This is a genomic window from Massilia sp. FBCC-B171 (assembly GCF_059134155.1).
Genome location: NZ_CP101443.1, coordinates 2,929,585 through 2,942,544, shown reverse-complemented (window position 1 = coordinate 2,942,544; position 12,960 = coordinate 2,929,585). Strand labels below are relative to the sequence as shown.

11 protein-coding genes are annotated in these 12,960 nt (G+C 65.2%); 4 read left to right on the top strand and 7 right to left on the bottom strand.

Translation table 11 applies throughout. The features are described 5' to 3' along the window. Positions 1-101 precede the first annotated feature (101 nt). Positions 102-1,304: an ISL3 family transposase gene (locus NMB41_RS13340; protein WP_494382838.1), complete on the top strand. Its 1,203-nt coding sequence runs from the start codon at positions 102-104 to the stop codon at positions 1,302-1,304. Positions 1,305-1,462: 158 nt separating this feature from the next. Here the strand turns inward: NMB41_RS13340 and NMB41_RS13335 are convergent, their stop codons facing one another. The 7 genes from NMB41_RS13335 to NMB41_RS13305 all read right to left on the bottom strand — a co-directional run bounded on the left by NMB41_RS13335 (position 1,463) and on the right by NMB41_RS13305 (position 8,485). Continuing rightward, positions 1,463-2,164, bottom strand: coding sequence for an ABC transporter ATP-binding protein (locus NMB41_RS13335; RefSeq protein ID WP_494378302.1), 702 nt, complete (start codon positions 2,162-2,164; stop codon positions 1,463-1,465). A gap of 26 nt (positions 2,165-2,190) precedes the next feature. Continuing rightward, positions 2,191-2,949, bottom strand: coding sequence for an ABC transporter ATP-binding protein (locus tag NMB41_RS13330; protein ID WP_494378301.1), 759 nt, complete (start codon positions 2,947-2,949; stop codon positions 2,191-2,193). Continuing rightward, positions 2,946-3,974: a branched-chain amino acid ABC transporter permease gene (locus NMB41_RS13325; RefSeq protein ID WP_494378300.1), complete on the bottom strand. Its 1,029-nt coding sequence runs from the start codon at positions 3,972-3,974 to the stop codon at positions 2,946-2,948. Before NMB41_RS13325 ends, NMB41_RS13330 begins: the two co-directional genes overlap by 4 nt. Before the next feature lie 2 nt (positions 3,975-3,976). Beyond that, positions 3,977-4,849 carry a branched-chain amino acid ABC transporter permease gene (locus NMB41_RS13320; protein ID WP_494378299.1) on the bottom strand — a complete coding sequence of 291 codons (873 nt, stop codon included), beginning with the start codon at positions 4,847-4,849 and terminating at the stop codon, positions 3,977-3,979. A 62-nt stretch (positions 4,850-4,911) separates the two neighbouring features. After that, a complete protein-coding gene (locus NMB41_RS13315; RefSeq protein WP_494378298.1) occupies positions 4,912-6,087 on the bottom strand; it encodes an ABC transporter substrate-binding protein in 1,176 nt (391 codons plus the stop codon). 27 nt (positions 6,088-6,114) lie between these two features. Next, the gene (locus NMB41_RS13310) at positions 6,115-6,909 is read right to left on the bottom strand and encodes an alpha/beta fold hydrolase (protein WP_494378297.1); all 795 of its coding nucleotides are present in this window, start codon (positions 6,907-6,909) and stop codon (positions 6,115-6,117) included. A gap of 13 nt (positions 6,910-6,922) precedes the next feature. Continuing rightward, entirely contained in the window at positions 6,923-8,485 is a 1,563-nt protein-coding gene (locus NMB41_RS13305) for a benzoate-CoA ligase family protein (RefSeq protein WP_494378296.1), read from the bottom strand. 215 nt (positions 8,486-8,700) lie between these two features. Between NMB41_RS13305 and NMB41_RS13300 the strand changes: the two genes are divergently transcribed. From NMB41_RS13300 to boxB, 3 genes are all read left to right on the top strand, one after another. Further along, positions 8,701-9,618 carry a helix-turn-helix transcriptional regulator gene (locus NMB41_RS13300; protein WP_494378295.1) on the top strand — a complete coding sequence of 306 codons (918 nt, stop codon included), beginning with the start codon at positions 8,701-8,703 and terminating at the stop codon, positions 9,616-9,618. 201 nt (positions 9,619-9,819) lie between these two features. Further along, a complete protein-coding gene (boxC, locus tag NMB41_RS13295) occupies positions 9,820-11,478 on the top strand; it encodes a 2,3-epoxybenzoyl-CoA dihydrolase (protein ID WP_494378294.1) in 1,659 nt (552 codons plus the stop codon). Between the two features lie 25 nt (positions 11,479-11,503). Then, positions 11,504-12,931: a benzoyl-CoA 2,3-epoxidase subunit BoxB gene (gene boxB, locus NMB41_RS13290; protein WP_494378293.1), complete on the top strand. Its 1,428-nt coding sequence runs from the start codon at positions 11,504-11,506 to the stop codon at positions 12,929-12,931. The last annotated feature ends 29 nt before the right edge of the window (positions 12,932-12,960 follow it).

Below are 12,960 nucleotides of genomic sequence, written 5' to 3'. Positions count from 1 at the left end.
CACGGATTTCCGGGATGACCGTGTTGTAAACGCAAGAGAGCGGTAAGGAAGAGTTATTGTGTTTGTGCGACCAAACCCAACCAACTCAACCTACCGCTCTCATGCCAGATCATAGTCTCAGCCTCCCGTTCTGGGAAGGCTTTACCGCTACCAAATTGGATGTGAAGGACGATGTCGTGTGGATTACGCTGCGGCGGGATGCGAGCGCAGCGATGGTCTGTGGCGGGTGCGGCGTGCATTGCTACCAGGTGCACGATGGCGCGACGCGCATCATCCGAGAGCTGCCGATGCAGGGTAAGCCGGTACGGCTGCGGGTGCCACTGCGTCGTCTGAAATGCAGCACATGCGGCACCAGGGTCGAGCGCGTGGCGTGGCTCGATCGCCATGCCCGGGTGACCCGCTCCCTGGCCGAGTTTGTCGGCTTGTGGTGCGAGAAGCTTCCAGTTGCCCACGTGTGCAAACTGGCGCAGCTGCACTGGGAGACGGTGCGCACTATCGAGCGTGCCAAGCTCGAACGTGAACTGGCTGCTTTGCCCGCAGCGCAGCCAACGCGGCTTGTCATGGATGAATTCGCGCTGTTCAAGGGGCATCGTTACGCCACTGTCGTGCTCGATGCGGACAGCCGGAGGGTACTGTGGGTCGGCGAGGGCCGCAGCCGCGAGGCCATCCGTCCGTTCTTCGAATGGCTCGGCCCCGACCGCTGCGCCAACATCGAAGCCGTCGCAATGGACATGAATACCGCTTTTGACCTGGAAGTACAGCAGCAATGCCCGAAGGCGCGCGTGGTCTACGATCTGTTTCACGTCATTGCCAAGTACGGCCGTGAGGTGATCGACCGGGTACGGGTCGACGAGGCAAACCGCCTGCGCGACGACCGCCCTCAGCGCAAAGTCGTCAAGCGCTCTCGTTGGCTTTTGCTGCGCAACCGGGAAAACGTCCCGCCAGCCCAGCAGGCTAATCTGGACGAGCTGCTTGCCGCCAACCAGGCCTTAATGACGGTGTACGTGATGAAGACAGCACTCAAGGAACTCTGGCAGACATCGGGCGGCTGGCGGTGGCTTCTCGCCTGGCGCAACTGGCTCAAGATGGCGCGCGACAGCGGAATCGAACCGCTCAGAAAGTTTGCAGCAAAGCTCAAGCCTTACTGGCGAGGCATCGCAGCACGGCTGCGCTGGCCGATGCATACCGGCCAGCTCGAAGGCATCAACAACCGTATCAAAGTAATGAAACGGATGGCCTACGGCTACCGGGATAGCGACTTCTTCTTCCTCAAGATCAAAGCCGCGTTTCCCGGAAATCCGTGATGAACCAAAAAAAAGCCCACCATTGCGGCGGGCTGAAATCCAATTCTTTTCTGAGGAGAGTTGGAGGAGACAGGTGTGATTATGCTGCGCCACAGCATGCGGGTCCAATTTTGTTTTCGCATCATGGACATATGCGCCGTGAATATCCGGCCCGAAGCTCAGACGCCGAGATAGCGCGTCAGGGTGTCGGGCTCGGCCAGCAACGTGGAGGAAGCACCACCGGCCACGACCAGCCCCTTCTCGAGCACGATGGCCGAATCGGTATGCGACAGCACCGCATGGTAGTTGCGGTCGACGATCAGGGTGCTGATCCCGGTCTGGCCGATCCGCGCGATCACGCGCCAGATCTCGGCCACGATCAGCGGCGCCAGGCCTTCGGTCGCCTCGTCGAGGATCATCAGGTCCGGGTTGGTCATCAGGGCGCGGCCGATCGAGAGCATCTGCTGCTCGCCGCCCGATAGCTGCTGGCCGCCGTAATTGAGCCGTTCGGCCAGGCGCGGAAAGGTGTCGAGCACGCGCTCAAACGTCCAGTCGCTGCGCCCGCCGGGGCCGCGGCGCGCGCTCATGGTCAGGTTCTCGCGCACCGACAGGTTCGGGAAAATGCCGCGCCCTTCCGGCACATAACCGATGCCCAGGCGCGCCATGCGCTCCGGCGCGTAGCCGGTGACATCAACGTCCTGCCAGCGCACCTTGCCCGAAGCCGCCGGCACAAAACCCATCAGCGAACGGATCAGCGTGGTCTTGCCCATGCCGTTGCGTCCCAAGAGGCCCACGGCACTGCCCGGCGCGATGTGCAGGTCGACGCCCTGCAGGATGTGGCTGTCGCCATAATAGGTGTTGAGCGATTCAATCTGGAGCACGGCGTTCCTCGTCAAGAATGAGCGGATCAGGCATGGGCTTCCTCGCCCAGGTAGGCGCGCTGCACCTCGGGACTGGCGCGCACTTCCTGCGGGCTGCCGCTGGCGATCACGGCGCCGTTGACCATCACCGTGATGCGGTCGGCCACGCGAAAAACCGCGTCCATGTCGTGCTCGACCAGCAGGATCGCGTGGCCAGTACGCAGGCGCTCGAGCATGGACAGCATGCGTTCGCTTTCCTCGGCACCCATGCCGGCCAGCGGTTCGTCCAGCAGCAGCACCCGCGGGCCAGTCGCCAGGCACATTGCGATCTCGAGCTGGCGCTTTTTACCGTGGCTCATGCTCCCCGCCGGCAGGTGGAGGGCATCAAGCAGGCCCGCCGCGTCGAGGGCGGCGTGCGCGGCATCGAGGCTGGCGCGGCAGGACTGCGCCCCTTGCCACAGCGTCCACGGCTTCTGGTGCCCGGCCTGGGCGGCCAGGCGGCAGTTTTCCAGTACCGATAAAGCCGGGAAAATGGTGGTGCGCTGGTAGCTGCGCCCGACGCCCATGCGCGCGCGGCGCGGCTGGGCCAGCGTCGTGATGTCGCGGCCTTCCAGCCGGATCACCCCCGACGACAGGGGAATCTCGCCGGAGAGCAGGTTGATGAGGGTCGATTTGCCGGCGCCGTTGGTGCCGATCACCGCGTGCACCTGGCCCAGGTTCAGGTCGATCGAAACGGCGTCGACCGCGACCAGGCCGCCGAAGCGGCGCGTCAGGCCGCTTGCCTGCAGCAGGGGAGCGGCGCTCATGGCTGCCTCCGGGTGAGCGTGAAGCGCCGGCCGATGCCGATCAAGCCCTTGGGCAGCAGGGCCACGAAGGCGATCATGGTGAGCCCAAGCGTCAGCTGCCAGCGGCCCGCAATGGCTGGCCCGAGCAGGGCTTCGGACGAATAGAATTCCTTCAGCAGCACAAAGGCGACCGCGCCGATCACCGCGCCGCGCAGCGAACCGAGCCCGCCCAGGATGATCATCATCAGCACCGCGCCCGACTCGTGCCAGGACAAGAGCTCGGGATTGACAACGCCGTTCTTGGTCGCCGACAGGAAGCCGGCCATGCCCGCCAGCGCGCCGGCCAGGACAAAAGCGGCCAGCTTGTAGCGATAGGTCTGGTAGCCGGCGGCGCGCATGCGCTGCTCGTTGATGCGGATGCCGACCAGGGCGTGCCCGAAGCGTGAACGCAGCACCAGCGCGAGGAAGGCGTAGCACAGCACCAGCAGGCCAAGCGCCAGGAAGTAGCGGTGGCGCGGCTGTTCGAGGTCGATCAGGAGCGTGCCGCCGGCATCGAGCACCGGGCGCATCATCAGGTACATGCCGTCGCTGCCGCCGCCGATCGCGGTGTCGTGGAAGACGAAATAGGCCATCTGGGCAAAGGCGAGCGTCACCATGATGAAATACACTTCGCGCGTGCGCAGGCTGAGGGCGCCGACCAGCAGCGCGTAGGCGGCCGCGGCGAGCATGGCCAGTGCGAGCAGCAGCGGCACCGAGCCGGCCTCATACTGGGGCGCGAGCAGCGCAGTGGCGTAGGCGCCGATGCCGAAAAATGCCGCATGCCCGAGGCTCACCAGGCCGGTGGTGCCGACCAGGAGCTCGAGGCTGAGAGCCAGGATCGCATAAATCATGATCTGCACCACCAGCTCCTGGTAATAGGTGCCCAGCACCAGCGGCGCGAAGGCCAGCGCGGCGGCCACCAGTACGGGCGGCAGCCAGCCGGCGCGGCGCGGCGCCGTGCCAGGTGGCGCGGCCGTGGTGGCGGCAGGAAGAGTCGGGGAATGCATGGTCAGAATCCTTTGCTTCTCAAACCCTGGGGGCGCCAGATCAGGATGACCGCCATCAGCACATACACGCCGATGCCGCTCAACTGGGCGAAGAACACCTTGCCGAAGGTGTCGACGAAGCCGACCAGGAGCGCCGCGATGAGGGCGCCCGAAATCGAACCGATGCCGCCGATGACGACCACCACGAAGCACATGATCAAGACGCTGCCGCCCATGCCGGGATAGACGGAACTGGCGGGCGCGGCGATCATGCCGGCCAGCGCGGCGAGCGCCACCCCGCCGGCGAACACCGCGCGGTACAGCATGCGGATATTGATGCCCAGGCCGCGCGCCATGTCGCGGTTGCTGGCGCCGGCGCGGATCATCATGCCGACCCGGGTGCGGTTCACCAGCCAGTACAGGCCGGCCGCGACGACGATGCAGGCGGCGGACGCAAACAGGTTGTAGACCGGGTAGCTCATCAGGCCGCCGAGCGAGACGCCGCCGGACAGCCACGCGGGCGCGGCCACGCCATGCACCTCGTTGCCGACCAAAATGCTGCGCAGCTCTTCGAAAACGAGAATGAGCGCATAGGTCATCAACACTTGCTGCAGATGGTCGCGCCCGTACAGGAAGCTGAAGAACACCCACTCGAGCAGGAAGCCGAAGATCGCCGAGAGCAGCACGCCTGCCAGCAGCATGGTGATGAAGTTGCCGCCGAAATGAGGCGCCAGCACATAGGCCAGGTAAGCGCCGAGCATGTAGAAGCTGCCGTGCGCGAGGTTGATCACGCCCATGATGCCGAAGATCAGGGTCAGCCCGCTGGCGACGAGGAAGAGCAGCAGGCCATACTGAACGGCGTTCAGGCACTGCACCAGGAAAGTCGAAATATCCATTGCGTCTCTGTTGATTCGATGCTGCGAACGGCGCCGCACAGGCGGCGCCGGCACTCACATGCTTAGAACGGGCGGCAGCCGCGGGCTGGATCGGCAAGGCCCTTGATGGCCACGCCCTTGACCACGTTGTCCGTGCCCTGCACCTGGCGCAGGTAGATGTCCTGGATCGGATTGTTCGCCGCCGACAGGGTGAATTTGCCGCGTGGGCTGTCGATGGTCGCCGTGTGCATGGCTTTGAGCATGGCATCGCGCTTGCCGGTGAAGTCGCCGCCGACGCTTTTCATGCCGGTGGCCAGCAGCTGGGCCGCATCGTAGCCTTGCACCGCGTAGACGTCGCCATCGCTTTTATAGGCGGCCATGAAGGCCTGGCGGAAGGCGTTGTCGCGCGGCGTATTCAATTTGTCCGCATAGTGCAGGGTCGTGAACATGCCCTGTGCGGCCGCGCCTTGCGCTTCCAGCGTGCCATCGGTCAGGAAGCCGGGGCCGTAGAGCGGCATGGTCTTGTTCAGGCCCGCGGCCACGTAATCCTTGACGAATTTCACGGCGCCGCCACCGGCGAAGAAGGCATACACGGCATCCGGCTTTTCGGCCGCGATCTGGGTCAGCAGGGCCTGGTATTCGACGTTCGGGAAAGCCAGGGTCAGGTTGCCGACCACCTTGCCGCCGCCTTTTTCAAAGCCCTCGGCGAAACCCTTGACCGACTCGTTGCCGGCCGCGTAGTTCCAGGTGATGGTCATGACCTTCTTGTGGCCGCGCTCGGCCGCGACCTTGCCCATGGCGAAGGCGGGCTGCCAGTTGGTGAACGAGGTGCGGAAGATGTTCTTGGCGCACATCGGCCCGGTGATCGCGTCGGCGCCCGCGTTGGGCACGATCAGAATGGTATTGCTTTCCTTGGCTGCCTTGGCCATGGTCGATGCCACGCCCGAGTGCACGGTGCCGACCAGGACGTCGACCTTGTCGCGCTGGATCAGTTTGTTGACGTTGTCGTTGGCCTTGGCCGGATCGGATTCATCGTCGACCTTGAAGTACTGCACCTCGCGTCCGCCCAGCTTGCCGCCCTGTTCGGCCACATGCAGCTTGAACCCGTTTTCGATCATGGTGCCGAGGTTGGCATAGGTGCCGGTCGCGGGCAGCATGAAACCGACCTTGATCGGGGCGTTTCCCTGGGCGCCGGCAATGCCGGCGGCCAGCAGGGAGGCTGCGGCGGCGGTGATGCGCAAGGTGCTTGATAACTTCATGGCGTGTCTCCTGATGTTATGGGTCGATCAGCCGCGTGCTTCGCTGTGGCCGATCATGAATCGAAGGGCTTCTTGTATGAGCCGCTCGGGTTGGTCACGGTGGGGCGAGTGACCGCATGCGGGCAGTACGAGCAGGCGCGTCTGTGGCGCGAGTCTCGCAATGCCTTCAATCTGTTCAAGTGTGCCATATTCGTCGTCCTCGCCCTGAATTGCCAGGATCGGGACGCGGATCGCAGGCAGGTGGGGGCGGATGTCCCAGGCGCGAAAGGCCGGGTCGAGCCAGATGTCGTTCCAGCCGCCGAAGGCCGAATCGACGTCGACGTGATGGCGCGCCAGGCGTGCGCGCAGGCCGCCTTCGATGTAGGCAGTGCGCGCCTCGGCGATCGAAGCGACCGACAGGTCTTCGACCATGATGTGCGGCGCGACCACGACCAGGCCGCGCAGCGCCTCCGGAAAGCGCGCCGCATACAAGAGCGCGATCGAGCCGCCGTCGCTGTGGCCGAAGAGCCATGGACGCTCCACGCCCAGCTGCGCGAACAGTTGCGGCAGCACTTCCCATGCTTGCCGGTGCATGAAGTCGAGCGGCCAGCGCTCTTCGCTTGGGCGCGGTGTCGAGCGCCCATAGCCGTAGCGTGAGAACACCAGACCGCGCAAGCCGCCGGCCTGGCAGAGCTGATCCGGAAAATCCTTCCACAGCGAGACCGAACCCAGGCCTTCGTGCAGGAAGACCACCACCGGATGGGGCGAGTCCGGTACGCCGACCCAGGTGTATTCGAGGCGCAGGGGCGCGCCGCGCCAGTCCAGCTGGGCGAACTGCGTCATGTCCGCATCGGCTTCAGGCCGCATCGCGCAGGCGGAAGCGCTGGATCTTGCCGGTCGCTGTCTTCGGCAGGTCGGCCAGGAAGACCAGCTCGCGCGGGTACTTGTGCGGCGCCAGGCGTTCCTTGACGAAGGCTTTGAGTTCGTCGGCGAGCGAATCGGCGGGCTCATGGCCCCGGGCCAGCACCACATAGGCGGCAGTCTTGGTCAGGCCGTCGGCGTCGCTGCGCCCGACCACCGCGCATTCGAGCACCGCAGGATGGGCCGACAGCGCCGCTTCGACCTCGATCGGCGACACGTACTGGCCACTCACCTTGAGCATGTCGTCGCTGCGCCCGGCATAGGTCAGGTAGCCGGCAGCGTCCATGATGTACTTGTCGCCGCTTTTGAGCCACTCGCCCTGGAAGGTGGAACGGCTCTTGTCGCGGTTGGACCAGTAGAGCAGGGCCGCGCTCGGGCCGCGCACGAACAGGTCGCCGATCTCGCCTGGCGCGACCAGCTGGTGGTCGTCGTCGCGCAGTTCGATGTCGTAGCCGGGAACGGGCAGGCCGGAGCTGCCGTAGTGGACATCGCGCGCGCGGTTCGACACAAAAATGTGCAGCATTTCGGTGGAGCCCAGGCCGTCGAGGATGTCGCAGCCGAAGTGGTTACGGAAGGCTTCGCCCACCGGCTTGGGCAGGGCTTCGCCGGCCGAGGCGCAGACCCGCAGCGCCACCTGTTCGCGCGGGGGCAGGTCGTTCGAGGCCAGCATCGCCACGTACAGCGTCGGCACGCCCGCGAACACGGTCGGCCGGTGGCGCACCAGGCGCGCGAACACGGCCGGCGGCGTCGGGCGTTCGGCCATCAGGATCACGGTGGCGCCCACGCTCAAGGGGAAGGTCAGCCCATTACCCAGGCCATAGGCGAAGAACAGCTTGGCGGCCGAGAACACGACGTCGTCTTCAACCACGCCCAGCACCGGCTGGCCGTACAGCTGCGCCGTCCAGTACAGGTTGGCGTGCGAATGCACCGCGCCTTTCGGGCGGCCGGTGGAGCCGGAGGAATACAGCCAGAAGGCGAAGTCGTCGGCGCAGGTAGCGGCGTGGGCGTCAAGCGCCAGCGGCTCGCAGGCGAGCAGGGCGCTGAAGTGGGTGAGGCCGGCGTCCGGCGCGTCGCCGGCGACGATCAGCGGCGGCTGGTTCTTCGCCATGCCGAGGGCTTCGCGCACGCAGGGCAGCAGGGCGGCACTGGCGATCACCAATCTGGCGCGGCTGTGGTCGATCATGTAGGCGTAGTCCGCCGCATGGAGCAGGGTGTTGACCGGGACCGGGATCACGCCCGCGAACAGCGCGCCGAGAAACGCAACCGGCAGGTCGACCGTGTCCTGCATCACCAGCAGCACGCGCTGCTCGGGCTGGACGCCCTGCGCCAGCAGGCCGGCGGCAAAACTGCGCACGCGCCGGCCGAGCTCTCCGTAGCTGATTGCATGCTGGTCGTCGATGTAGGCGGTCTTGGCGGCCCGTCCCTGGTTGAGGTCGAGGATGTGCCGGGCAAAGTTGAACTGCGGACCGGCCAGCGGCTGCAAAGCGGAGACATCCATTGGAACATCCTTCAGTAAATGCAACACATTGCATGAAGAAAAGACCGGATTTATAGTGCGTTTCAAATAAGTGTAGGTGTATTATCTTGCATGCGTCAAGGTGTCTTTGGCTTATATTTCATGCGCCTTCTCGTCACATGCACTGGGATTTGGCATAATTCGCGGTCTGCAATACAGCGCTCGCGCCGAGAGCGCTTACTACACGGATTCAACGAATGACATCGCTTCCCCGCCCTGCGCCCGCCATCGACACCGATCCAGGCGAAGCCAAAGATCCCTTCCTCACCGCCCTGGGCGAACGGGTGCGCGCCTTGCGTTCGCGCCGCGGCCTGACGCGTAAAGCGGTGGCCCGGCTGGCGGACGTGTCCGAGCGCCACCTCGCCAACGTCGAGTCCGGCGTCGGAAATGCCTCGATCCAGTTCCTGCGCCAGCTCGCCACCGTGCTGAACTGCACGCTGGCGGAAATGATCGGCGACGAGACCGCTTCCTCGCCCGAATGGCTGATGATCCGCGAGATCCTGCGCGGCCGTTCGGACGAGGAACTGGCCAAGGCGCGCGCGGTGCTGGCCGGCGTGTTCGACGCGCCCACCAGCGAGACGGCGCGGCGCCAGCGCGTGGCCCTGATCGGCCTGCGCGGCGCAGGCAAGTCGAGCCTGGGACGCATGCTGGCCGACCACTGGATGGTGCCCTTCATCGAGCTGGGCCGCGAAATCGAGACCCTGGCCGGTTGCAGCATCGCCGAGATCCACGCCCTGTACGGCCCGACCGCCTACCGGCGCTACGAACGGAGGGCGCTCGAGGAAGTCATCCAGCGCTACCCGCGGGCCGTCATCGCCACGCCCGGCGGGATCGTTTCCGATCCGGCCACCTACAATATCCTGCTCTCGCACTGCTATACGGTCTGGGTGCGGGCTTCGCCGAAAGACCACATGGAGCGGGTGCTGGCCCAGGGCGACACCCGCCCGATGTCGGGCAACCGCGAGGCGATGGACGACCTGAAAAGCATCCTCGAGAGCCGCGCCGCCTTTTATTCGAAAGCCGACCTGTCGTTCGATACCAGCGAGATGGCGCAGGAGGGGGCCTTCATTGGGCTGCTCGACCGGCTGCGCGACACGGTCGCGTTTCCGCAGTAAGAACAGCGCCGGCGATGCCGGCGTTTTTTTGGCCCCGAACCCGGAGCCGTCGATCCTGTAGAGTGGACTCAGGAGTCCACCCTACGTTTACCGCCATGCCGGCTGTGCAAGCTGCAGTTTTGTTCTTGACACGTCTATTTTGCTGCAATATAGTGCTTCTACCGATTCATAGATGCAGCATATTTCACCAAGGACCATCTCATGAGCACCGCGCCGCAGGTCGATTACGCTACTTCCCCGGATCGCTACAAGCACTGGAGCCTGGCAGTCGAGGGCGAGATCGCCACGCTGACGATGAACATCGACGAGGACGCCGGCCTGCGCGAAGGCTACAAGCTCAAACTCAATTCCTACGACCTCGGCGTCGACATCGAGCTGCACGACGCGGTGCAGCGCATCCGCTTCGAGCACCCGACGGTGCGCACGGTGGTCGTCACCAGCGGCAAGGACCGCATCTTCTGCTCGGGCGCCAACATCTTCATGCTCGGGAAATCGGCCCATGCCTGGAAGGTGAACTTCTGTAAATTTACCAACGAAACCCGCAACGGCCTGGAAGACTCCAGCCGCCACGAAGGCCTGAAATTCGTCGCCGCCGTGAACGGCGCCTGCGCCGGCGGCGGCTACGAGCTGGCGGCGGCCTGCGACGAGATCATCCTGGTCGACGACCGCTCGTCCTCGGTCAGCCTGCCGGAAGTGCCGCTGCTGGGCGTGCTGCCCGGTACCGGCGGCCTGACCCGCCTGACCGACAAGCGCAAGGTGCGCCACGACCTGGCCGACATTTTCTGCACCACCTCCGAGGGCGTGCGCGGCCAGAAGGCCAAGGACTGGAAGCTGGTCGACGAAGTGGCCAAGCCGGCGCAATTTGCCGAGACGGTGCGCCAGCGGGCGCAGGCGCTGGCCGCCGGCAGCACCCGGCCCGCGGCCGCCGAGGGCGTCAAGCTCACGCCGCTCACGCGCACCATCGGCGCCGACAGCGTCGAGTATGAATACGTCGGGATCGCCATCGACCGGGCAGCACGCCATGTAACGCTGACCGTACGGGCGCCATTGTCTCCGCAGCCGACCGACGTGGCCGGCATCGAAGCGGCGGGCGTGAGTTGGTGGCCGCTGCAGATGGCGCGCGAACTCGACGACGCCATCCTGCACCTGCGCACCAACGAGCTCGATGCCGGCACCTGGATCCTGAAAAGCGCGGGCGAGGCGCAGGCGGTGCTGGCGGTGGACGCGACCCTGGTCGAACTCGGCCAGCACTGGCTGGTGCGCCAGACCGTCGGTCTGATGCGCCGCACCTTCGCCCGCCTCGACGTCTCCTCGCGCTCGCTGTTCGCCTTCATCGAGGAAGGCTCCTGCTTCGCCGGCTCGCTGCTGGAAGTGGCGCTGGCCGCCGACCGCATCTACATGCTGGCCATGCCGGACGACCCCAAACGTGCGCCGACGATTGCGGTCAGCCAGATGAATTTCGGCCGCCTGCCGATGGTCAGCAGCCAGTCGCGCCTCGAGCGCCGCTTCTACGACGATGCCGAAGCCGTGCTGGCGGTGCAGTCCACCGCCGGACAGCCGATCGACGCGGCGCGAGCGCTGGCCCTCGGCCTGATCACGGCCGACCCCGATGACCTGGACTGGGCCGACGAGACCCGCCTGGCGCTGGAAGAGCGCGCCAGCATGTCGCCCGACGCGCTCACCGGCCTGGAAGCGAACCTGCGCTTCAACGGTCCCGAAACCATGGAAACCCGCATTTTCGGGCGCCTCTCGGCCTGGCAGAACTGGATCTTCATTCGTCCCAACGCCGTCGGCGAGCTCGGCGCGCTGAAGGTTTACGGCACGGGCAACAAGGCCCAATTCGATTTCAACCGCGTCTGACGGCACCCCTCTTAAGGAACATATCGTGAGCTCGATTAACTACAACGACAAGATCCCGAACAACGTCAACCTTTCCGAGGACAAGACGCTGCAGCGCGCGCTGGAACACTGGCAACCGAACTACCTGCAATGGTGGAACGACATGGGCCCGAACGGCTCGAACCAGATGGACGTCTACCTGCGCACGGCCGTCAGCACCACGCCCGAAGGCTGGGCCCATTTCGGCCACGTGAAAATGCCGGACTACCGCTGGGGCATCTTCCTGGCCCAGGCCGAGAACGACCGCAAGATCAATTTTGGCGAAGAGAAGGGCCGCGCCGCCTGGCAGGATGTGCCCGGCGAGCACCGCGCCAACCTGCGCCGCATCATCGTCACGCAGGGCGACACCGAGCCGGCATCGGTCGAGCAGCAGCGCCACCTGGGCCTGACCGCGCCCTCGCAATACGACATGCGCAACCTGTTCCAGATTAACGTGGAAGAGGGCCGCCACCTGTGGGCCATGGTCTACCTGCTGCATAAGTATTTCGGCCGCGACGGCCGCGAGGAAGCGGAAGCCCTTCTGCAGCGCAATTCGGGCGACCAGGACAACCCGCGCATCCTTGAGGCCTTCAACGAAGAGACGCCGGACTGGCTGGCCTTCTACATGTTCACCTATTTCACCGACCGCGACGGCAAGTTCCAACTCAACGCCCTGGCCGAATCGGGGTTCGACCCGCTCTCGCGCACCTGCCGCTTCATGCTGACCGAAGAAGCGCACCACATGTTCGTGGGCGAGTCAGGCATTTCGCGCGTGATCGCGCGCACGGTCGAACTGATGCGCCAGCACGGCGTGGAAGACCCGGTGCAGGTGCGCGCACTCGGCGCCATCGACCTGCAGACCATCCAGCGCTACCTGAACTTCCACTTCAGCGTGACGGTCGACCTGTTCGGCGCCGACCAGTCCTCGAACGCGGCCACCTTCTACAGCTCGGGCCTGAAGGGCCGCTATGAAGAGACCAAGCGCGACGACGACCATTTGCTCAAGGGCCAGCACTACCGCATCCTGGAGGTCGTCGACGGCAAGCTGCAAGAACGGGAAGTGCCGATGCTGAACTCCCTGAACGAAGTGCTGCGGGACGACTACATCCGCGACTCCATCGCCGGCATCGGGCGCTGGAACCGCGTCATCGAAAAAGCGGGACTGGCCTTCCGCCTGGCGGCGCCGAACAAGGCCTTCAACCGCCACATCGGCGGCTTTGCCGGCCACCGCGTCTCGCCGGACGGTCGCGTGCTGTCGGAAGCCGAATGGGCGGCGAACGAGCGCAATTGGCTGCCGAGCGAGGAAGACCGGGCCTATGTCGCGTCCTTGATGGGGCGCGTGATCGAGCCGGGCAAGATGGCCAACTGGATCGCGCCGCCGCCGATGGGCATCAACAAGCAGCCGATCGACTTCGAGTATATCCGCTTTAACTGAGCCGCTTTAATTGAGTAAGAGTCGCCGCC

Bases quoted from the DNA above. Each gene is read 5' to 3' on its own strand.
- NMB41_RS13340 (WP_494382838.1), top strand. From the start codon at position 102: ATGCCAGATCATAGTCTCAGCCTCCCGTTCTGGGAAGGCTTTACCGCT.
- NMB41_RS13330 (WP_494378301.1), bottom strand. From the start codon at position 2,949: ATGAGCGCCGCTCCCCTGCTGCAGGCAAGCGGCCTGACGCGCCGCTTC.
- NMB41_RS13325 (WP_494378300.1), bottom strand. From the start codon at position 3,974: ATGCATTCCCCGACTCTTCCTGCCGCCACCACGGCCGCGCCACCTGGC.
- NMB41_RS13320 (WP_494378299.1), bottom strand. From the start codon at position 4,849: ATGGATATTTCGACTTTCCTGGTGCAGTGCCTGAACGCCGTTCAGTAT.
- NMB41_RS13315 (WP_494378298.1), bottom strand. From the start codon at position 6,087: ATGAAGTTATCAAGCACCTTGCGCATCACCGCCGCCGCAGCCTCCCTG.
- NMB41_RS13310 (WP_494378297.1), bottom strand. From the start codon at position 6,909: ATGACGCAGTTCGCCCAGCTGGACTGGCGCGGCGCGCCCCTGCGCCTC.
- NMB41_RS13305 (WP_494378296.1), bottom strand. From the start codon at position 8,485: ATGGATGTCTCCGCTTTGCAGCCGCTGGCCGGTCCGCAGTTCAACTTT.
- NMB41_RS13300 (WP_494378295.1), top strand. From the start codon at position 8,701: ATGACATCGCTTCCCCGCCCTGCGCCCGCCATCGACACCGATCCAGGC.
- boxC (WP_494378294.1), top strand. From the start codon at position 9,820: ATGAGCACCGCGCCGCAGGTCGATTACGCTACTTCCCCGGATCGCTAC.